The organism is Pseudomonas sp. RSB 5.4, assembly GCF_037126175.1.
Lineage (GTDB): Bacteria > Pseudomonadota > Gammaproteobacteria > Pseudomonadales > Pseudomonadaceae > Aquipseudomonas > Aquipseudomonas fluorescens_H.
On the sequence record NZ_CP146986.1, the window covers coordinates 4,875,772 to 4,895,061 of the forward strand.

Genomic DNA, 19,290 nt, shown 5'->3' on the forward strand with positions numbered 1-19,290 from the left:
ACGGGTTAACCCTTGCCCTTGGTCCGAGTCATATTCGGCCCGCCATTCTTCTCAAGGTGCTCGATGATGATCCCCGCCACGTTCTTGCCGGTGGTGGTCTCGATCCCTTCCAGGCCCGGCGACGAGTTCACTTCCATCACCAGCGGCCCGTGATTTGAACGCAGAATATCCACGCCCGCCACCGCCAGGCCCATGACCTTGGCCGCACGCAACGCGGTCATGCGTTCCTCCGGGGTGATCTTGATCAGGCTGGCGCTGCCGCCACGGTGCAGGTTGGAGCGGAACTCGCCCGGCTTGGCCTGACGTTTCATGGCCGCGATCACCTTGTCGCCGACCACGAAGCAGCGAATGTCGGCACCGCCGGCCTCCTTGATGTATTCCTGGACCATGATGTTCTGCTTCAGGCCCATGAACGCCTCGATCACCGATTCGGCCGCGGTCGCGGTTTCGCACAGCACCACGCCGATACCCTGGGTGCCTTCCAGCACTTTGATCACCAGCGGCGCGCCGTTGACCATGTCGATCAGGTCGGGAATGTCATCCGGCGAGTGGGCGAAGCCGGTTACCGGCAGGCCGATGCCGCGACGCGACAGCAGTTGCAGCGAACGCAGTTTGTCCCGCGAACGGGCGATGGCTACGGACTCGTTGAGCGGAAACACGCCCATCATTTCGAACTGGCGCAACACCGCGCAACCGTAGAACGTCACCGACGCACCGATCCGCGGGATCACCGCGTCGAAGCCTTCCAGCGGCTTGCCGCGATAGTGGATCTGCGGCTTGTGGCTGGCGATGTTCATGTAGGCGCGCAGGGTGTCGACCACTACCATTTCATGCCCGCGTTCGGTGCCGGCTTCGACCAGACGACGGGTGGAATACAGACGCGGATTCCGCGACAGCACAGCGATCTTCATGCAACACCTGTGGAGGAGGTAGATACCGGGAACACCGGCTTGTCTTGTACATACTTGATGCCCGGATTGACCACCAGCTGGCCGTCGATCAGGGCTTTGGAACCGAGCAACAGGCGATAGCGCATGGACTTACGGCAGGCGAGGGTGAACTCGACTGCCCAGACCCGATCACCGAGGGCCAGGGTGGTGCTGATCACATAGCGCACCTGGGCCTGGCCGTTGGAGCTTTTGATGGTTTTGCGCGTCACCAGCGGTGCTTCGCAGCGCCGGTGACGCAACTGCACCACCGTGCCCAGGTGCGCGGTGAAGCGCACCCACTTCTCGCCGTCGCGTTCGAACGGCTCGATGTCGGTGGCATGCAGGCTGGAGGTGCTGGCGCCGGTGTCGATTTTCGCCCGCAGGCCCGCGACTCCCAGATCAGGGAGCGCCACCCACTCGCGCAGACCGACAACGGTCAAATGGTCAAATGTCTTCAAAGGTACTCAACCGGCAGAAACCGCTCGGGCCGCGTACGGCCGAATTCGCGGTATTCACGCAGAATAATGGTTAAAAGGCGACAGATATCTACGGCCCGGATTGCCGACCCCTCAAGCGGGTGTCGGGTGGTGCGCATTGTAATCCGGGACGGCGTAATTCATGGCACGACAGAAACGGTAGTACAGTTCATCAATATTTCAGAATGAGGAAATTCCATGGCACAAAAAAGCGAAGAGGACGACAAGGTCCGTCTCGACAAATGGTTGTGGGCGGCGCGCTTTTACAAAACCCGGGCCCTGGCCAAAGCGGCCATCGAGAGTGGCAAGGTGCATTGCCGAGGTGACCGCTGCAAGCCTGGCAAAGAGCCACGCATTGGTGATGAATTCGAGATTCGTACCGGCTTTGAAGAGCGCACGGTGAGGGTCGAAGCCTTGTCGATCGTGCGTCGCGGCGCACCCGAGGCGCAGACACTGTATACCGAGACCGAGGCGAGTATTGCCAAACGTGAAGCGGCAGCGGCGATGCGCAAGGCCGGGGCGTTGGGCGTGAGCACCGATGGCAAGCCGAGCAAGAAACAGCGGCGGGATCTGTTTAAATTTCGTGGCAGCAGCAACGAGTAGTGTGCGACGAACACACTTGTGGCGAGGGAGCTTGCTCCCGCTGGCGGCCGAAGGACGCCCTGTACAGGCGAGCACGTATTTCAAAATACAACTGCATCGACAAGTAAAGCGACTGCTACGCAGCCGAGCGGGAGCAAGCTCCCTCGCCACAGGTTTGTGCAAACTGTCAGTTTGCGGCAGACACCACACTCATCCGCGAAACCACCGGCAGCTTGCCCAGCAAAGCGAAAATCGGCGCTGTTACCTTCAGCCAGAAATTCGCCGCGTGACAGGCAAACGGCGTGTAGTAACCCCAGCCCAACGCCCACACCGCCAGCAGCAGGCCGCCGATGTAATCGTCCTGCCCCCAATGTGCGCCGGCCACCAGACGCGGCAGCATGAACAGCAGCGCCAGGCCCCAGACCGTCAGGAACTGCCCGACCGTACGGCTGAACACGCCCATGAACAGCGCCCAGATCAGCAACACCGAAGCGTGGTCACCGGGGAAGCTCTGGCTTGAGCGATCCTTCAGCTCCCAGGCTTTTTCCAGTTGCGGGAAGTAGTCACTGAGGTGCACCGCGCCTTCCAGCACCATCGACGGACTGTTGTGTTGCCAGTCCATGTAGTCGGCGAATTTGGAAAACAGCGCGCGGATCACCACCATCAACAGCAGAATGGAGAAAAAACCGAAGAAGGCGCGACGCACATCAATCGCCTTGAACACCCAGTCGCCCTTGATCAGCAGCGTCAGCAGAATCAGTCCGACAACGATGTCGAACGGGCGCAGACTTGCAATTGCCCAGATGTGGAGCCATATGGGGTTGCTGGCCAGTGGTGCATTGAGTGAGCGAAACAGCCACTCGTCGAAAATCACACACAGCATCTGGCCCGTAGGCCATAACCAGAAAGCCAGTAGCGCTAATGGCATTACGTTACACAGAACCAGCCGGCCGAGGTTCCACCTTGATTGGAACAAACCCGGATTGTTCATAAAATGCCTCCCGTGGCTGAACGTTTTGCACCAAACAGGTGCGAAGAAAGCGCGGGATTTTCATCTTTTGTAACCTTTTTGTCATCAATTCAGATACCCAGACCTATGACCGACCTACCGGATACCGACTACACCCAACGCTTCATCTTCGATGACAGCGACACTCGCGGCGAACTGGTGGCGCTGGAACGCAGCTACGCCGAAGTCCTCGCCAAGCACCCGTACCCGGAGCCGGTCGCGCAGTTGCTGGGCGAACTGATGGCGGCCGCTTCGTTGCTGGTGGGCACCCTGAAGTTCGACGGCTTGCTGATTCTTCAGGCGCGTTCCGAAGGCCCGATTCCGCTGCTGATGATCGAATGCTCCAGCGAGCGCGAGATCCGTGGTCTGGCGCGATACAACGCCGAGCAGATCGCGGCGGATGCCACGCTTGCCGACCTGATGCCGGGCGGTGACCTGACCCTGACCGTCGACCCGACGATCGGCCAGCGTTACCAGGGTATCGTCGACCTCGATGGTGAAACCCTGTCGGAATGCTTCACCAATTATTTCGTCATGTCGCAACAGGTCGGCACGCGCTTCAAGCTGTTCGCCGACGGCCGTCGTGCCCGTGGCATGCTGCTGCAGCAACTGCCGGCCGACCGTCTGAAAGACGAAGAAGACCGCGCCGCCAGTTGGCAGCACATCACCGCGCTGGCCAGCACCCTGACCGCCGATGAGTTGCTCAGCCTGGACAACGAAACCGTGCTGCATCGCCTCTACCACGAAGAGCAGGTGCGCCTGTTCGATGTGCAGAACCTGCGCTTCCGTTGCAGCTGCTCGCGGGAACGCTCGGGCAATGCGTTGGTCAGTCTGGGTCTGGAAGACGCGCAGGCGCTGGTGGCCGAACGCGGTGGCGAAATCGAGATCGATTGCCAGTTCTGCAACCAGCGTTACCTGTTCGATGCGGCCGATATTGCTCAATTGTTCGCTGGCGCAGGCGTCGACACGCCGTCAGATACCCGGCACTAAAACGGTTCAGCGCAGGTAAATTCACTGCTTAACGACGGAATTTCGCCGTTACGACGGGAGGACCCTACTCTTTTTGGGCTTTTCTGGCATAATCCGGCCCACTTTTTTCGCGGTAGTAGTGCACGACTTTCTACTACAAAACGTTTGGAGCACACTCGGCCACTGGCCGACGGGGAACCTCATGACGCAAGCCAATAACGCCGTGTACACCGATCTGAGTGTTGATGATCTGGTAAAAGAAGCCCTGCAACGCGGTGAGGGCGAGCTTGCCGATACCGGCGCTCTGGTCGTTCGCACCGGTCACCGTACCGGTCGTTCGCCAGTCGATCGTTTCATCGTTGAAGAGCCTTCCACCCAGGCCGCTATCGCCTGGGGCCCGATCAACCGCAAGTTCCCGGCCGACAAGTTCGACGCGCTGTGGGCTCGTGTCGAGGCGTTCAACAACGCGCAAGAGCACTTTGTTTCCCATGTGCATGTAGGTGCGGCTGAAGATCACTACCTGGCCGTGAAAATGACCACCCAGACTGCCTGGCAGAACCTGTTCGGTCGTTGCCTGTTCATCAACCCGGCCCAGTACAACCCGGCCGGTCGTGACGAGTGGCAAGTGCTCAACGTGGCCAACTTCGAGTGCGTACCAGAGCGTGACGGCACCAACTCCGATGGTTGCGTGATCATCAACTTCGCGCAGAAAAAAGTGCTGATCGCCGGCATGCGTTACGCCGGTGAGATGAAGAAAGCCATGTTCTCCGTGCAGAACTTCCTGCTGCCGGCCGCTGACGTGCTGCCAATGCACTGCGCTGCCAACATCGGCGAAGAAGGCGACGTGACCCTGTTCTTCGGTCTGTCGGGCACCGGTAAAACCACCCTGTCGGCTGACGAAAGCCGTTACCTGATCGGTGACGACGAACACGGCTGGGGCGAAGGCGTTGTCTTCAATATCGAAGGTGGCTGCTACGCCAAGTGCATCGACTTGTCCGAGAAGAACGAGCCGGTCATCTGGAAAGCCATCAAACACGGCGCGGTGCTGGAAAACGTGGTCATCGACGACGCCAAACACGCCGACTATACCGATGTCAGCCTGACCCAGAACAGCCGCGCGGCCTACCCGCTGGAGCACGTTGCCAAGCGTTCCGAGCAGAACCTGGGCGGCGAGCCAAACGCTGTGATCTTCCTGACCTGCGACCTGACCGGCGTGCTGCCGCCAGTGTCGATCCTCAACGAAGAACAAGCGGCCTACCACTTCCTGTCCGGCTACACCGCTTTGGTGGGCTCGACTGAAATGGGTTCGGGCAGCGGCATCAAGTCGACCTTCTCCACCTGCTTCGGCGCGCCGTTCTTCCCGCGTCCGGCTGGCGAATACGCCGAACTGCTGATCAAGCGCATCCGCGGCTTCGGCTCCAAGGTCTACCTGGTCAACACCGGCTGGACCGGCGGCGGCTACGGCGTCGGCAAACGCTTCAACATCCCGACCACCCGTGCGGTGATCGCTGCGATCCAGAGCGGCGCGCTGATCGGTGCCGCCACCGAGCACCTGGACACCATCAACCTCGACGTGCCATTGGCCGTACCGGGCGTTGAAACCAACCTGCTCAACCCACGCAACACCTGGGCTGACAAGGCTGCGTACGACGAAGCGGCCAAGGCGCTGGCCGGTCTGTTCATCGAGAACTTCAAGAAGTTCGAAGTGAGCGACGCGATCAAGGCTGCGGGTCCTAAGTTGTAAGATTGGTTCGTTGTGAACTAAAAAGCCGCCTCCAGGGGCGGCTTTTTTGTGGGCATTAAAGGGCACTAAACGCTGTTGCCATAAGGTCCTGTTCACGCTTGGATAGTCCCAATACACGTGCTACTTCCGGCCAGTTGCTGATCTCGGATTTAAAGTGCTCAATTTTTTCTTCTGCATGTATCGAGCTCACTCGAAAATACCCCGCCACTTCCCTCGCCAGCTCCAGATCCAACGCGTTGTCAGCATCAGTGATGTTCAGCTTCAACCCATCTGCATGCGCTACGGGGTTCATGTCATACGCTGCCGACAAGCGCCATCCCCGACCGGGATCCAGAATAAATCCGTGATTACGCAGGTGGTCGTCGGTGTTGGATACCAGGATGTTGAAGACGATTCTCGACCATAACTCGCGAAGGTCTGCATTGGGCTCCGAACCGTGTTCCATGAGTACTTCCGCCAACTCAAGGTAGCTGGCGCCTGTTGAAGCGTCGTCGCCGTCGGTGCGGTTGGTCAGGGTCATGGCTGAGGCGAAGTGGTGGCGCCCACCGCGTTCGGTTCGGTCGAAGCGTTTGATCAGAAAACAGTGGTGGTCGCTCGCGTAACGTCGTGCCATGCCGGTTGCGACACGTAGCCCGCAGTTGACCGCCAAGGCGTTCACCAGCATTTCCCAGCCACCTACATCGTAGTCGTCTCGCGTACTCGGAAACTTGGCGATCCACAGTTGGCCATGCTCGTCGACCACACTGGCTTTTGGTCTGGCGCCGCCCAGTGAGCCGCCCGGCGCGATGAGCATTCTTAGCCATTCGCGGCCATTGAGTGCGGTGTTGTCCGTGTCGTTTTCCAAGGCCAGACTCGCCTGTTCCAGCGCACGCAATTCAACAAAGGGTGGGGCAGCAACGCCATCGCGATCGTCGAGAAAATTACCCTCGTCGTTGAGCTTGTAGCGGATGGCGCCGACGCGGAACTGGTCATGCACGCCAAGGAGATAGTCAGACTCGAATAGCTTGCTGCCCTTGGGAATCAAACCGTCGCGGATATCCCTCTCCAGGCGCCGCTTCATTAGCAGTTGGCCCCAACGATCAGGGCTTGAGTCAGCGAAGACGCCAAAACGAGTCTGATGTTGACCAGGAAACTGACGTCCTTGAAAAAGTCCGATTCGTGGGTCCAGCTGTGTGAAGCTTAACTCGGGGTCGGCCAGCGCTACGGGATCGTATTCAAACTCGAATACGTTGGTGTTGCGTGTCTTACGGGCATGCAGGAAGCCGAGACGCCTGGCGCCGTTCAACGATTCCCAATCTGCATAAACAGCGATCAGCGTCATTTTTCACCTGTCGTGGAGCCTGGCTTTTTCTTCTTCAACAGATTGGAGAGAGTGTGCGTGTTGATTGGAAAATCGTCCGGAAGTTTTGTTGTAGTAGCGGCATCGATGACGCTTGGAGTCTCGCTGTGATCGGATGCAGCTTTTTTTAACGCGCTGACTCCGCGTACTCGCTGTGGCTTTTTGATTGGGGATCTTGATGCAGGCATTAACTGAGCATCCTGTAGCTGTCGGCCCATTTCATCGGTCGCGGCAAGCTGATTCAGATCCTTTTCCAGGCCCAGCACCTGCATGACCGACAGATAAGCGCCGATGGTTACTCCTGATTCGCCTGACTCCAGATTGCGCAAGGTGGTCAGCGACATGCCTGACCGTTCAGCGACCTGCTTTGCCGTCAGCTTGCGGCGTAGACGAGCCAGCTTCAGCCGTTCGCCAAATTCCGACAGCAGTCGAGCGGAGGCGGGCAGAAGTGGCGCTGTTTTTTTGGCCATGTGGCAGTATTCCTTCATTTTTTTTCCTTAACTGCCAGAATAATAGCACTTAAGTAGAAGGTTGCCTCTTGGCGTGGAGTCGGCAATAACGGCTCCTGTTAACTGCCATTATTCAAGATTTTTTTCATGTAAACAGCCAGAATAATGCCACTTAAGCGCCGCAGATCAGTCTCTGGGGTCAGCTAGTGTTGTGACGGTATCGATCAAGGATTTGCTGCCGAACAGGCAATGATTCAGCCGCATCGGCAGGCACCGTTTCAAAGCCTTCAATGCGTAAACTGGCGAGATAATTCGAGCGGCATACCTTCTCGTAATAGGCTTGTTTCTGCTGGAAAGTCAGCGTGTTCTTTTCAGATATTTTCGGAGCAAGGGGCGAGTTGCAGCGCTGCGCGTGCAAGATCTCGTCCATTTCCTGAACGCTTTCCATCAGTGCATCAAAAAACTCGCTCATGGTTGCTCCAATGTTTGATCACGTTTTTATTGATCGCTCTCAGGTGAGGCGGCAGAGCGATCCGAACATTGTCAATCTCAGGCCGGTGCTTTCCAGCCGAGCATCTGCTGCTGCGCGACCTGCAGCAGGTCACAGCCATCCTGCGTAAGCAGATACAGGGCGTGGGTGATGTGGGGAATGTCTTCGACGTCGGCTTGTTTGAAGCTGAGGCAGTAGAGGGTTTTCAGCAGGTCGCTGGAGGCGCGCAAGCGTTGGACGGCGCATTCGAGGATGTCTTGCGGGTTGGCCTCTGTGTCGATGATCAGGGGCTTGGTGTCGGTGAGGCTGGATTCGAGTGAGCGGTAGCGATCAAGGGGAAGCGGGGTCCATGCTTTCATAGTGTGTATTCCAAATGTCGTGAGGATTCATCCCACCGTGACCAAGCGATGGGAGGCGAACTGTGTTCGGGTTGGTCAACCGAAGGAACACACAAGTCCGGCACGCTCAAAGGCGTCCCAAACACAGCCACCATTAAGCGTGCAGACATTTGAACTGCCGGCAGCATACAACGGACGCATTTATGTGTCCCTCCGGGTGACCAAGCCCGAGCCGCTGATTTGCCAGCGACAGTCACGACTATAGATAGGTGCCCTCAAGCCGCGATAGGCGACAAAGAGTCTTGGCGTGTAGGAACGGGATGAAGATTGCATCGGACGTTCCTACCGGTCTTTCTTCGTTTTTCAACGTAAATGCTGATACGCCGAAATATCCAGCAAGCTGGTTGCCAAGCCGGTCGCCGGCTTGTAGATCTCGCCTTTCACGCTGGTGAACGGTACACCTTTGCTGCCCAGCGAAACGTAGCGCTCGCCTTGATCCAGCTCGGTGAAGTAGGTGTAGGAAAGTTTGTGCATCAATTTGTATTTGGCTTCATCGCGTGCGATGCCGTTGGTGAGGTTTTCCAGATCGGCCTGGGTCAGATTCAACGTTTTTTGCAGTCGTACGCCCCAGCGTTTGAGGCAGGTTTCAGCGAGGTGGCGCACGATGCGTCCGGGCTCGGACAGCGCTTTCAGATCACTGGCGCCGGTCGGGACGCCGCCGCTGCTGGTGGCATTGCCGGCCATGGTGGCGTGGCGGCCAGCCATAGGATAGATGTAGGTTTTAGTGCCGGTAGCGGTCTGTGGGATGACGCAGCTGAAACCTTTGGAGCGTTCGTCACGAGCATAGAACGCTACATAATCTTTGACATTGCCCGCGAGTTTGACGCGCTCTTCCTGAAAGTTACCAATGCCTGGCACGGGATCAAGCGCAAAGATATTGACCGGGATGTTTTTCAGCAGACTGTCCTTGAACATTGCATTGGCCAACATATGGCAACTGATACCGCCCCGGCTCCAACCGACGAGATTGACTTCAGTAGGAATAACACCATCCTTACGGTGGGTTTTGATGATTCCTTCCTGTAATTGCTGCTGGGTAATGCTGCGATTACCGTAATTATATTTGCGCCAAAACCACGAACCCTCGGCTTTTACATCTTCAATCGGAATGCCGGCAGCCTTCAGGCGATTGTATTCGGCTTCAGTCAGTTGCTCGCGTTGCCAGTCGCACTTGCCCTTGATGATATTGAGCGCGTGCAACACGTTTTCTTCCCAGCCCTTGCCGAACAAGGTGCCGCTCATGCCGTATTCCTTGGTCTTGGTGAATAGATCGTCGGCCTGCATGTTGCCGCTGCCGGGGCCATCGACCACGATCCACTCGGCAAACTCGTAACCCGTATGATTGGCAGCCAAGGTGGAAATCAGTTCGCCGTTCCAGAAGTTTTCGTGGGCGACGTCGAATTTATTGGAGCCAGTGCCGCAAAAAAAGATAGTTAAAACAGTCATTGTGTTGCTCTCGGTGAAAGTAAGAGTCAACAACTTAGTTCTATTTTGGTTGTTTATTAAAGCATTCTGTTGTTTCTGGATTTTAGTTGTTTTCAGTGTGGGTCTGGTTGTTGGGGTTTATGTTTTGCTACTTCGAGCAAGTCACAGCCATCCTGCACTAATAAATAAAGAGCATTGACGATGTTAGGTATATCTTTCATGTCGGCCTGTTTGAAACATAAACAGTAAAGGGTTTCCAGCAGATCGCTGGCGGCACGCAGTCGCTGGTCAGCGGCATCAAGCAGATCGCGATGGCTGGAGTGAGTATCGATGACCAATACGGGATTTTCGTTGTAGCAAGTCTTCAACGGGCGATAGCGGGTAATCATGGTCAGGCTTGTCCTTTACAAAGGCACTTGGGCGGGGCTGATTCAGTGGTCAGTCGCGCCGGCCACTATAGAAGTGCGTGGCGAGCACTCACAAGAGCGCCGCGATGGACAGAGTTCGTAGGGGTTTTTCCGAGGATCGGGCATATGCCCTACAAGGTTTTGCGGCTTTTTCGAGGTGAAACCCCTAGCGCTGAAATTTCCCACAGGATTCACAGGCGTTTCTTGGCAAACGTCTGTATGGTGCGCGCCAGAATCTGTAGGGCGTTTCCAAGCGTCCGATACGCACTTAAAGGGAATTAGGTATGCAGTGGCTACGTTTGGCCTCGATTTTATTGCTGTGGGCCAGTGGTTGTCGTTCGGTCCTGGCGTCGGACGTCGGTAACGGCTGGATGTTTGCCGACCTTGAACGCACCGGTTGGCCCGATGCGCTCTCTAGCCAGACCAGTATCGATACCGCCTCGCGTGCCGAGGTGTTGATGTTCGGTAAAGCCCTGCTCGCCAGCGAAGCGCTGGACGAGGCAGGTCTTGAGCAGCGGCTGGGTGTGCCGCATGTGCAGCTCAAGTCGATCAGACAGGTGCGTGATGGGTGGTGGGAGCGTTTGCTGAGTACCTATCGCAACGCCAGTCAGGACTGTGACGGACAGCCGTTCTGCCCGCGCGTGCGCAGTGTCGCGGAGCTGCGGCAGTTGGCGGCGGCCTTCACGGGTGACATCAGCCCGGCTCATGCGTTGTGGGCAAGCAGGAGCCAGGGCGTGCATGAGCAGGTGTTGAACGAGCAACTGCGAGTGGCGGTTTTGCGGCCCTGAATGGTTTGTTTTGGTGTTGTTCGGCAGGGCCTCTTCGCGAATGGGTTCGCTCCCACAGGGGACCGAGGTGTTTGCGCCATTGGCTGTATCATCCCGTATTGAATTGACCCCCGGCCTTTTCTCGACGCGCTGCGATCGCCCGCTAGGCTGTTGGCATCACAGCGGTCAACGGAGTGACAGCGCATGCACAACACCCTGGAACAGGTTTTCGGTTATCCACAGTTTCGACCCGGGCAGGAAGCCGCGATCAGCGCGGTACTGGCCGGGCGCTCGGCGGCAGCGATTTTCCCCACCGGGTCTGGCAAGTCGCTGTGCTATCAAGTGCCGGCTCTGTTGCTGCCACATCTGACCCTGGTGGTCTCGCCACTGTTGGCGTTGATGCAGGATCAACTGGCATTCCTCAAGCGTCACGGCATCAGTGCCGGCAGCATCGATTCGGCACAAAGCCGCGATGACGCCAATGATGTGATGGCCCGCGCCCGTTCGGGTGAATTGAAGATCCTGATGATCTCGGTGGAGCGCCTGAAGAACGAGCGTTTTCGCAATTTTTTGCAGCAGGTGCCGATCTCGCTGCTGGTGATTGACGAGGCGCACTGCATCTCGGAATGGGGCCACAACTTCCGCCCCGACTACCTGAAACTGCCGGACTATCAACGCCAGTTCAACATCCCGCAAACGCTGCTGCTGACTGCCACGGCGACGCCGAAGGTCATCGCCGACATGCAGACCAAATTCGCCATCGCCGAAGCGGATGTTGTGACCACCGGTTTCTACCGACCCAATCTCAATCTGCTGGTGGAGCCGGTGCGCGGCCAGGACAAACGCCGACGTCTGGTGGAGTGGATGAGCGAGCGTCCGGGCCAGCCGAGCATCGTCTACGTCACGTTGCAGAAAACCGCCGAGCACATCGCTGAACATCTGGGGCGCAACGGCATTCAGGCCGAGGCTTATCACGCCGGGTTGCCCAACGATCAGCGCGAGGCGATTCAGAAGCGCTTCATGGCCGGGCAGTCCAATTGCATTGTCGCGACCATTGCGTTCGGCATGGGGATCGACAAGAGCGACATCCGCAACGTAGTGCATTTCGACCTGCCGAAATCCATCGAGAACTACAGTCAGGAAATCGGTCGCGCCGGGCGGGACGGGCAGCCATCGGATTGTCTGGTGCTGGCCAACCGCGACAGCCTCAACGTGCTGGAAAACTTCGTCTACGGCGATACCCCGGAGCGCGAGGGGATTCGTTGTGTGCTGGAGGAAATGCAGGCTGCTGCACCTGAAGGGCAGTGGGAATTTCTGCTCGGGCCGTTGGCGGATCAGAGCAACATTCGCACGCTGCCGCTGAAGACGTTGTTGGTGCAAATGGAGCTGCGCGGCCTGATTGCTCCGCGTTATGCCTATTACGCCGAGTACCGTTTCAAATACCTGCTGGAGCCGGAAGCGTTGCTTGAGCGTTTCGAAGGAGAGCGCAGGGATTTTGTCGCGGCCATCATCCAGACCTCCAGCCGTGCACGCACCTGGGCGACGGTGAATTTCGAGGCGATGTACACGCAGTATTCAGCTGAGCGCAATCGGGTGGTGAAGGCGCTGGATTATTTTCAGGAGAAGGGCTGGGTCGAGCTTGAAAGCAAGCAGATGACCGAGGTCTACAACGTGCTGCACAGTGATTTCGACAGTGCTGTACTGAGCGCTGAGTTGCATGCCTGTTTCACCCGGCATGAGCAGACTGAAATCGCGCGGATTCACGCCATGCTCGAACTGTTCGGCACTGAGCGCTGCCTGGGTTATCGCCTGGCCGAATACTTCGGCGACCACAACGCGCCCGAGCGCTGCGGGCACTGTTCGGTGTGCCACGGTGATGTCGCACGGCTTCCGGCCCCTCCCGAGTTGCCAGCGCTTGTGGATAAAAACTTCGCGGCGCTGTGCGGTGATTTTATCCACAGGCACGAACAGCACACCGGCAGTGTGCCGACGGCGGAGCGCCTGACGCGGTTTCTGTGCGGGATCAGTGTGCCGTTGTTTACCAGGTTGAAGGCGCGAACGATCTCGGGGTATGCGGCGCTGGAGGAGTATCCGTATGCGCAAGTCCGCAGTTGGGCTGACAATCATCTGCCCGAGTAAGTACAAACCCTGTGGGAGCGGGCTTGCTCGCGAAGGCGTCATGTCAGTTGAAATATCCATGCATGACACTCCGTTTTCGCGAGCAAGCCCGCTCCCACAGGGGAAGTGCGGTTCCCTGACGGCCTCATCCATGCGCTGAATGTCGCTCATCACGGTAATAAACTTCAAAAATGCCCGGTGCCTGACTATGGTGAAGGCTGTCTTCGGATCGCCAACAAGAGAACAACATGAGCCAGACATCGTTCGATATTCAGCAAGCTGCCGTGATCGGCGCGGGCACCATGGGCCGTGGCATCGTCATGTGCCTGGCGAATGCCGGCATTGCCGTGCAGTGGGTCGATAACAATCCACAGATGCTTGAACAGGCGTTGGGCACGGTGGCCGACACTTATGCTCACAACGTGCGCCAGGGCCGGATTGATCAGGCCGAAGCGGATGCGCGGATCGGCCGAGTTCGCGCAGCGGCGGATTATGCGGCGATCCGTAATGTCGATCTGGTGATTGAAGCGGTGTACGAAAATCTTGAGCTCAAGCAGAAGATCTTTCGTGAACTGGACAGCGTGCTCAAGCCTGCGGCGTTGTTGGCGAGCAATACGTCGGCGCTGGATATCGACGCGATTGCCGCTGTAACAAAGCGTCCGTCGCAAGTACTCGGCCTGCATTTCTTCAGCCCGGCGCACATCATGAAGCTGCTGGAAATCGTTCGTGGGGCGCAGACTTCTCCGGCCGTGCTGGAAGCGGCACTGGCGCTCGGCAAACGCATGGGCAAGGTCAGTGTGATATCGGGTAATTGCCACGGTTTTATCGGCAATCGCATGTTGCATCCGTACGTGTTGGAGGCGCGCAAGATGCTGCTCGAGGGCGCTTTTCCACAGCAGGTCGATGCGGCGTTGCAGGGCTTCGGTTTCGCGATGGGGCCGTTCCGCATGTACGACGTGGTCGGCATTGATCTGGAATGGCGTGCGCGCGAATTGGCCGGCAAGGGCCAGGATGCGCCGGAGGTTCAGGTCGACAACCGCTTGTGCGAGTTGGGCCGCTTCGGGCAGAAATCCGGCAACGGTTATTACCATTATGAGCCGGGCAGTCGTCAGGCCGAACATGATCCCGAGGTCGATGCGCTGATATTGAGCGTCAGCGAAGGCCTCGGCTTTCAGCGCCGGGAGATTGGGTCCGAGGAAATCCTCGAGCGGTGTCTTCTGGCGCTGGTCAACGAGGGCGCGAAAATTCTGCAGGAAGGCATTGCCGAATCGGCCCATGACATCGATCTGGTGTACCTCAATGGCTACGGCTTCCCGGCGGACAGAGGCGGCCCGATGGCCTGGGCGGACGATCAGGGGCTGGCAGACATTCACAAGCGCTTGCTGGCGCTGGAGACGCGACAGGGCGATCAATGGCGGCCGGCGCCACTGATTGGCGAGTTGGCGGCGCGAGGGAAAGGTTTTTACCTTTAGACTGGGCAGAAACTCAAGGAATCGACACCGATGTCCAGCACCATTCCGCAACGCACCGATTACCCGCATTTCCAGCCGATCACCACCCGCTGGCACGACAACGATGCTTATGGACACATCAACAACGTTACCTACTACAGCTTTTTCGATACCGCGGTGAACACTTACTTGATTCAGGTCGGTGGCCTGGATATCCACGATGGCGAGGTAGTGGGGTTCGTCGTGAGTTCATCTTGCGATTATTTCGCCTCGATCGCGTTCCCGGATCAGATCGAGGTCGGTCTGCGGGTCGGCAAGCTGGGCAACAGTTCGGTGCAATATGAACTGGCGGTGTTCAAGACTGGCGAAAGCGAGGCGTGTGCGGCGGGACGTTTCGTCCATGTGTTTGTGGATCGGGCGAGCAATCAACCGGTGCCGATTCCCGGCCAGTTGCGCCAGGCCCTGGAGCGTTTGCTGGTTTGCTAAACGCAAAAAAGATCGCAGCCTGCGGCAGCTCCTACAGGGTTCGACTGTAGGAACTGCCGCAGGCTGCGATCTTTTGATCCGTTGCCCGCAAGGCTTGGCAATCAGCGGTGGTTGTAATACCGATGATGCTTGCGATGGCCGTAGGCATGGCCACGACCACGGTGGTCGTCGCGGTAGTAGCGACGGTCGTCGCGACCACGATCGTAACGACGATCGTCTTCATTGCTCTTGTTGCCCATGTAATTGCCCAGCGCGCCACCGGCACCGCCACCTGCTGCGGCGCCGATCAGGCTGCCGGTGGTGCCGCCCATGCTGCGGCCAACCACGTTACCGCCGGCTGCGCCCAACGCACCGCCAATGGCCGCTTCGCCACGGCTGTGTTTGTTGGCGCCGACCGCGCTACCACCCGCGCCGCCCAGGGCTGCGCCAATGGTTGAACCTGTGCTGCCGCCTAAAGACTGACCGACGACCGAGCCAAGAACCCCGCCCAATGCGCCGCCCACACCTGCTTCGGTGGTGCCTCCAGCAGATGCAAAACCACTGACCAGGCCAAGGGACAACAAGAGAATCGAGGAGAACTTCATAGAGGAGCCTCAAAGGGATGACGGCGCGATCCTGAAGTGGTGTAACAAGGCTGACAATCGAATTCCGACGAATAACACGACTTGTATACAATTCTGCAAGTTACTGTTTTTTATGCGGAACTTAAGCGATTTTTGCCGGTCTTTAGCTACTTCGGACAGGCCGCTTTTGTGAAAAAGCGGCCTTTTTTGTGGGCGTTTGCAAGGTGCAGGGTACAAAGGATTTTGTTGAATGAGCCACCGCTTTCGCGAGCAAGCCCGCTCCCACATTTGAAAGGCATTCCAATGTGGGAGCGGGCTTGCTCGCGAAGGGGTCAGTCCAGGCGCCGCATTACGCAGATTTGGCCATGATCAAACCCGTCTCACTCGCCGCTTCAAGGCGAATCGCAATGAACTTCGATGTCGGCGTATGGCTGCCATCCCCGGTGCTTTCCAGCGGCACCAGCGGATTCACTTCCGGGTAGTAAGCCGCTGCCTGACCCGCCGGAATATCAAACGCCAGCAAGGTAAAACCCTTGACCCGACGCTCACGGCCATCGTCCCAGATCGACACGATGTCGGCCTTCTGTCCCGGGCGGAAGCCCAGACGAATGATGTCGGCCTCGTTGGCGAACAACACATCGCGCTGGCCCTTGACCCCACGATAACGGTCGTCGAGGCCATAGATCGTGGTGTTGTACTGATCGTGGGAGCGCATCGATTGCAGAATCAGGTCCGGCAGTTGCCCGGTGGCGCGGGTGCGTTCATGCACCAGATCCTTGGGCAGCATGTTCGCGCGGAAATTGGCCCGGCCCGATGGAGTGTTCCACTTGCGCGCGCCAGCGCTGTTGCCGAGGTAGAAGCCGCCCGGGTTCTTGACCTTCTCGTTGAAGTCCTTGAAGCCCGGAATGGTATCGGCGATCAGGTCGCGGATGCGCCGGTAATCGGCCACCAGCCAGTTCCAGTCCACCGGTTTGCTGCCCAGCGTGGCGGCGGCGATGCCGGCGATGATCGCCGGTTCCGAGCGCATCTGGTTCGACAGCGGCTGCAACTGGCCGTTGGACGCGTGAACCATGCTGAACGAGTCTTCCACGGTGACCGCTTGCGGGCCTTCGGTCTGGATATCGATGTCGGTGCGGCCGAGGCACGGCAGGATCAGCGCATCTTTACCGTGGGCCAGGTGGCTGCGGTTGAGCTTGGTGCTGATCTGCACGGTCAGGTCGCAATTGCTCAGCGCCGCGAAGGTGCGCGGGCTGTCCGGCGTGGCCTGGGCAAAGTTGCCGCCCAGACCGATGAAGACCTTGGCGCGGCCTTCGGCCATCGCATGGATCGCCTCGACCACGTTGTGCCCGTTTTCACGCGGCACCTTGAACTGGAAACGCCGCTCAAGGGAATCGAGGAACGCCACCGGCGGACGCTCGTTGATGCCCATGGTGCGGTCGCCCTGCACGTTACTGTGACCGCGCACCGGACACAGGCCGGCGCCCGGCTTGCCGACGTTGCCGCGCAGCAACATCAGGTTGGCGATTTCCTGGATGGTCGGCACCGAATGGCGATGCTGAGTGATACCCATCGCCCAGCACATGATCACGTTCTTGCCTTTGGCGTACATGCGCGCCGCTTGCTCGATCTCCACCAGAGTCAGGCCGGACTGCGCGACGATCTGCTCCCACGGCGTGTCATCGACCACGCCCAGATACTCCAGCACGTTGGCGCTGTGCGCATTGAGGAAGTCATGATCGAACACTGCCGGCGTGCCGGCCTTCTGCGCATCGCGCTCCCATTGCAGGAGGAACTTGGCCATGCCGCGCAGCACCGCCATGTCGCCGCCCAATGCCGGACGGAAATACGCGGTGTTGGTCGGCTTGTCGCCGTTGGTGAGCATTTCGATCGGGTGCTGCGGGTGCTGGAAGCGTTCCAGACCACGCTCCTTGAGCGGGTTGATGCACACCACTTGCGCGCCGCGCTTCACCGCTTCACGCAGCGGTTCGAGCATCCGTGGGTGGTTGGTGCCGGGGTTCTGGCCCCAGACGAAAATCGCGTCGGCATGTTCGAAGTCGTCGAAGGTCACGGTGCCTTTGCCGACGCCAACACTCTGGGCCAATGCCACACCGCTGGCCTCGTGGCACATGTTCGAGCAGTCCGGGAAGTTGTTGGTGCCGTAGGCGCGCACGAACAGCTGATAGAGATACGCCGCTTCGTTGCTGGCACGGCCCGAGGTGTAGAACTCGGCCTGGTCGGGGCTCGACAGTGCTTGCAGGTGTTTGCCGATCAAGGCGAAGGCATCGTCCCAGGCGATGGGCTTGTAGCGGTCGGTCTCGGCGTCGTAGACCATCGGCTCGGTCAGGCGACCCTGATATTCGAGCCAGTAGTCGCTTTGCTCCAGCAACGAGGTCACGCTGTGTTTGGCGAAGAACTTGCTGTCCACCCGACGCTTGGTCGCTTCCCAGTTCACCGCTTTGGCGCCGTTCTCGCAGAACTTGACCATGCCGCTTTCCGGCGAGTCGCCCCAGGCGCAACCCGGGCAGTCGAAGCCGCCGTTCTGGTTGGTCTTGAGCATCATGCGCAGGTTTTTCAACGCGTTGTCGCTGGTCAACCAGGCTTGGGCCACGCTGATCAGCGCACCCCAGCCGCCGGCTGCACCTTTGTAAGGTTTGTAGCGCGGGACAGGTTTCTGGTCGGCTTGATGATGTTGGCTCACGCTTGATTCTCCATCGCTGGGCTGTAGACCCGCGGCGCATTCTTCTGCGGCAGGTGGATGAGATTGAGGTTGTGGCGACGGGCCCATTGCACGGCAAGGCCCGTGGGCGCGGACAGGCTGACCAGAGTCTGGATGCCGGCGCGTAAAACTTTCTGGATCAATTCGAGACTGCAACGGCTGGTGACAATCGCCAGACCGCCTTCTGTGGAAATCTTCTGGCGGATCAGCCCGCCGATCAGTTTGTCGAGGGCGTTGTGCCGGCCGATGTCTTCACGGCCCAGCAACAGTTCACCACTGGCGTTCATGAACACCGCCGCGTGTACCGCGCCACAATGCTGGCCGAGGGGCTGGAACGCCCCGATGCGCTGGCGCAGACCGTCGAGCCACACGGCTGGCGGCAGCGGTGCGCCGGGCAAAACTTGCAGATCGGGCAACGCTTGCTCGACAGCTTCAACGCCACACAGGCCGCAACCGCTGGTGCCGGCCAGTTGTCGGCGCTGTTGCTTGAGGTTCCAGAACGCGCGGTTGGCGATGGTCACCTGCGCGTATTGCGCCGAGCCCGCGCCGGTCAGTTGCAGGTCATAAATGTCGCTGGCGTCTTCGATGATGCCGCTGCCGAGGCTGAATCCGACGATGAAATCTTCCAGATCCGTCGGCGTCACCAGCATCACCGCCTGACTGATGCCGTTGTAGGCGATCGCCAACGCAACTTCCTCGGCGAGCGCGGTGCTGGCCGATTCCACAAGGGGCAGATCGCTGTAGCTGTAGGTCTGGCTGGCGGCGGGCGCGGGCGTTTCGAGTGCAGGCGCCGCGCAAGTTGGGCGCTTGGCGTTCATGGCATCACCGACGGATTGATCAACGCTAAGACTAGGCGCGGCAACTTGTCGCGTCTAATCGGTACTGTCGATCTATTGATAGATGGCGTCGATCAAGCGGCTGTCGGGTCATTGGTCGGCCCGGAACCGGGCTGGTCTGGTGTGGTCTAGGCTT

General features: G+C 58.7%; 19 protein-coding genes. 7 read left to right on the top strand and 12 right to left on the bottom strand.

Annotation, left to right across the window (positions count from 1 at the left end; translation table 11 throughout):
• Positions 1–5: 5 nt before the first annotated feature.
• Together rimK and V9L13_RS22040 are read right to left on the bottom strand one after the other, a co-directional pair.
• Positions 6–911: a 30S ribosomal protein S6--L-glutamate ligase gene (rimK, locus tag V9L13_RS22035; protein WP_003220641.1), complete on the bottom strand. Its 906-nt coding sequence runs from the start codon at positions 909–911 to the stop codon at positions 6–8.
• On the bottom strand, positions 908–1,369 hold the full coding sequence (locus V9L13_RS22040) for an ATP-dependent zinc protease (RefSeq protein ID WP_007964698.1): 462 nt from the start codon (positions 1,367–1,369) through the stop codon (positions 908–910). The genes rimK and V9L13_RS22040 overlap by 4 nt, the downstream gene beginning before the upstream one ends.
• Before the next feature lie 234 nt (positions 1,370–1,603).
• On the opposite strand from V9L13_RS22040, the gene V9L13_RS22045 reads away from it, so the two are divergent.
• Positions 1,604–2,008 (top strand): RNA-binding S4 domain-containing protein, encoded by a 405-nt coding sequence (locus V9L13_RS22045; RefSeq protein ID WP_003220645.1) that lies wholly within the window; start codon positions 1,604–1,606, stop codon positions 2,006–2,008.
• 166 nt (positions 2,009–2,174) lie between these two features.
• Here the strand turns inward: V9L13_RS22045 and V9L13_RS22050 are convergent, their stop codons facing one another.
• Complete coding sequence (locus V9L13_RS22050; protein WP_338800534.1) at positions 2,175–2,978, bottom strand: phosphatase PAP2 family protein; 804 nt, start codon at positions 2,976–2,978, stop codon at positions 2,175–2,177.
• A gap of 105 nt (positions 2,979–3,083) precedes the next feature.
• Between V9L13_RS22050 and hslO the strand changes: the two genes are divergently transcribed.
• The gene (gene hslO / locus V9L13_RS22055; protein ID WP_103485310.1) at positions 3,084–3,986 is read left to right on the top strand and encodes an Hsp33 family molecular chaperone HslO; all 903 of its coding nucleotides are present in this window, start codon (positions 3,084–3,086) and stop codon (positions 3,984–3,986) included.
• 181 nt (positions 3,987–4,167) lie between these two features.
• Positions 4,168–5,709, top strand: a complete 1,542-nt coding sequence (locus tag V9L13_RS22060; RefSeq protein ID WP_262143453.1) for a phosphoenolpyruvate carboxykinase — start codon at positions 4,168–4,170, stop codon at positions 5,707–5,709.
• A 55-nt stretch (positions 5,710–5,764) separates the two neighbouring features.
• Here V9L13_RS22060 and V9L13_RS22065 read toward each other — a convergent pair whose 3' ends face one another.
• The 6 genes from V9L13_RS22065 to V9L13_RS22090 form a co-directional block, all read right to left on the bottom strand.
• Positions 5,765–7,030 carry a HipA domain-containing protein gene (locus V9L13_RS22065; RefSeq protein ID WP_338800535.1) on the bottom strand — a complete coding sequence of 422 codons (1,266 nt, stop codon included), beginning with the start codon at positions 7,028–7,030 and terminating at the stop codon, positions 5,765–5,767.
• Positions 7,027–7,518 (bottom strand): helix-turn-helix transcriptional regulator, encoded by a 492-nt coding sequence (locus V9L13_RS22070; protein WP_338802891.1) that lies wholly within the window; start codon positions 7,516–7,518, stop codon positions 7,027–7,029. The genes V9L13_RS22065 and V9L13_RS22070 overlap by 4 nt, the downstream gene beginning before the upstream one ends.
• Positions 7,519–7,696: 178 nt before the next feature.
• Positions 7,697–7,876 carry a YhfG family protein gene (locus V9L13_RS22075; RefSeq protein WP_338802892.1) on the bottom strand — a complete coding sequence of 60 codons (180 nt, stop codon included), beginning with the start codon at positions 7,874–7,876 and terminating at the stop codon, positions 7,697–7,699.
• Positions 7,877–8,046: 170 nt separating this feature from the next.
• Positions 8,047–8,346 carry a hypothetical protein gene (locus V9L13_RS22080; protein WP_201136058.1) on the bottom strand — a complete coding sequence of 100 codons (300 nt, stop codon included), beginning with the start codon at positions 8,344–8,346 and terminating at the stop codon, positions 8,047–8,049.
• 342 nt (positions 8,347–8,688) lie between these two features.
• A complete protein-coding gene (locus V9L13_RS22085) occupies positions 8,689–9,831 on the bottom strand; it encodes a hypothetical protein (protein WP_338800536.1) in 1,143 nt (380 codons plus the stop codon).
• A gap of 92 nt (positions 9,832–9,923) precedes the next feature.
• Positions 9,924–10,199, bottom strand: a complete 276-nt coding sequence (locus V9L13_RS22090) for a hypothetical protein (protein ID WP_338800537.1) — start codon at positions 10,197–10,199, stop codon at positions 9,924–9,926.
• A gap of 302 nt (positions 10,200–10,501) precedes the next feature.
• Between V9L13_RS22090 and V9L13_RS22095 the strand changes: the two genes are divergently transcribed.
• The 4 genes from V9L13_RS22095 (at position 10,502) to V9L13_RS22110 (ending at position 15,039) form a co-directional block, all read left to right on the top strand.
• Positions 10,502–11,005 (top strand): polysaccharide deacetylase, encoded by a 504-nt coding sequence (locus tag V9L13_RS22095; RefSeq protein ID WP_338800538.1) that lies wholly within the window; start codon positions 10,502–10,504, stop codon positions 11,003–11,005.
• A 183-nt stretch (positions 11,006–11,188) separates the two neighbouring features.
• Positions 11,189–13,123: an ATP-dependent DNA helicase RecQ gene (locus V9L13_RS22100; RefSeq protein ID WP_338800539.1), complete on the top strand. Its 1,935-nt coding sequence runs from the start codon at positions 11,189–11,191 to the stop codon at positions 13,121–13,123.
• A 227-nt stretch (positions 13,124–13,350) separates the two neighbouring features.
• The gene (locus V9L13_RS22105) at positions 13,351–14,574 is read left to right on the top strand and encodes a 3-hydroxyacyl-CoA dehydrogenase NAD-binding domain-containing protein (RefSeq protein WP_338800540.1); all 1,224 of its coding nucleotides are present in this window, start codon (positions 13,351–13,353) and stop codon (positions 14,572–14,574) included.
• 30 nt (positions 14,575–14,604) lie between these two features.
• Entirely contained in the window at positions 14,605–15,039 is a 435-nt protein-coding gene (locus V9L13_RS22110; RefSeq protein WP_338800541.1) for a thioesterase family protein, read from the top strand.
• Positions 15,040–15,140: 101 nt separating this feature from the next.
• Here V9L13_RS22110 and V9L13_RS22115 read toward each other — a convergent pair whose 3' ends face one another.
• The 3 genes from V9L13_RS22115 to fdhD all read right to left on the bottom strand — a co-directional run bounded on the left by V9L13_RS22115 (position 15,141) and on the right by fdhD (position 19,136).
• A complete protein-coding gene (locus V9L13_RS22115) occupies positions 15,141–15,623 on the bottom strand; it encodes a glycine zipper domain-containing protein (RefSeq protein WP_003220670.1) in 483 nt (160 codons plus the stop codon).
• 328 nt (positions 15,624–15,951) lie between these two features.
• On the bottom strand, positions 15,952–18,300 hold the full coding sequence (locus V9L13_RS22120) for an FdhF/YdeP family oxidoreductase (protein ID WP_338800542.1): 2,349 nt from the start codon (positions 18,298–18,300) through the stop codon (positions 15,952–15,954).
• The gene (fdhD, locus tag V9L13_RS22125; RefSeq protein ID WP_201136053.1) at positions 18,297–19,136 is read right to left on the bottom strand and encodes a formate dehydrogenase accessory sulfurtransferase FdhD; all 840 of its coding nucleotides are present in this window, start codon (positions 19,134–19,136) and stop codon (positions 18,297–18,299) included. Before fdhD ends, V9L13_RS22120 begins: the two co-directional genes overlap by 4 nt.
• Between the last annotated feature and the right edge of the window lie 154 nt (positions 19,137–19,290).

Bases quoted from the DNA above. Each gene is read 5' to 3' on its own strand.
- rimK (WP_003220641.1), bottom strand. From the start codon at position 911: ATGAAGATCGCTGTGCTGTCGCGGAATCCGCGTCTGTATTCCACCCGT.
- V9L13_RS22045 (WP_003220645.1), top strand. From the start codon at position 1,604: ATGGCACAAAAAAGCGAAGAGGACGACAAGGTCCGTCTCGACAAATGG.
- V9L13_RS22050 (WP_338800534.1), bottom strand. From the start codon at position 2,978: ATGAACAATCCGGGTTTGTTCCAATCAAGGTGGAACCTCGGCCGGCTG.
- hslO (WP_103485310.1), top strand. From the start codon at position 3,084: ATGACCGACCTACCGGATACCGACTACACCCAACGCTTCATCTTCGAT.
- V9L13_RS22060 (WP_262143453.1), top strand. From the start codon at position 4,168: ATGACGCAAGCCAATAACGCCGTGTACACCGATCTGAGTGTTGATGAT.
- V9L13_RS22065 (WP_338800535.1), bottom strand. From the start codon at position 7,030: ATGACGCTGATCGCTGTTTATGCAGATTGGGAATCGTTGAACGGCGCC.
- V9L13_RS22070 (WP_338802891.1), bottom strand. From the start codon at position 7,518: ATGGCCAAAAAAACAGCGCCACTTCTGCCCGCCTCCGCTCGACTGCTG.
- V9L13_RS22080 (WP_201136058.1), bottom strand. From the start codon at position 8,346: ATGAAAGCATGGACCCCGCTTCCCCTTGATCGCTACCGCTCACTCGAA.
- V9L13_RS22085 (WP_338800536.1), bottom strand. From the start codon at position 9,831: ATGACTGTTTTAACTATCTTTTTTTGCGGCACTGGCTCCAATAAATTC.
- V9L13_RS22090 (WP_338800537.1), bottom strand. From the start codon at position 10,199: ATGATTACCCGCTATCGCCCGTTGAAGACTTGCTACAACGAAAATCCC.
- V9L13_RS22095 (WP_338800538.1), top strand. From the start codon at position 10,502: ATGCAGTGGCTACGTTTGGCCTCGATTTTATTGCTGTGGGCCAGTGGT.
- V9L13_RS22100 (WP_338800539.1), top strand. From the start codon at position 11,189: ATGCACAACACCCTGGAACAGGTTTTCGGTTATCCACAGTTTCGACCC.
- V9L13_RS22105 (WP_338800540.1), top strand. From the start codon at position 13,351: ATGAGCCAGACATCGTTCGATATTCAGCAAGCTGCCGTGATCGGCGCG.
- V9L13_RS22110 (WP_338800541.1), top strand. From the start codon at position 14,605: ATGTCCAGCACCATTCCGCAACGCACCGATTACCCGCATTTCCAGCCG.
- V9L13_RS22115 (WP_003220670.1), bottom strand. From the start codon at position 15,623: ATGAAGTTCTCCTCGATTCTCTTGTTGTCCCTTGGCCTGGTCAGTGGT.
- fdhD (WP_201136053.1), bottom strand. From the start codon at position 19,136: ATGAACGCCAAGCGCCCAACTTGCGCGGCGCCTGCACTCGAAACGCCC.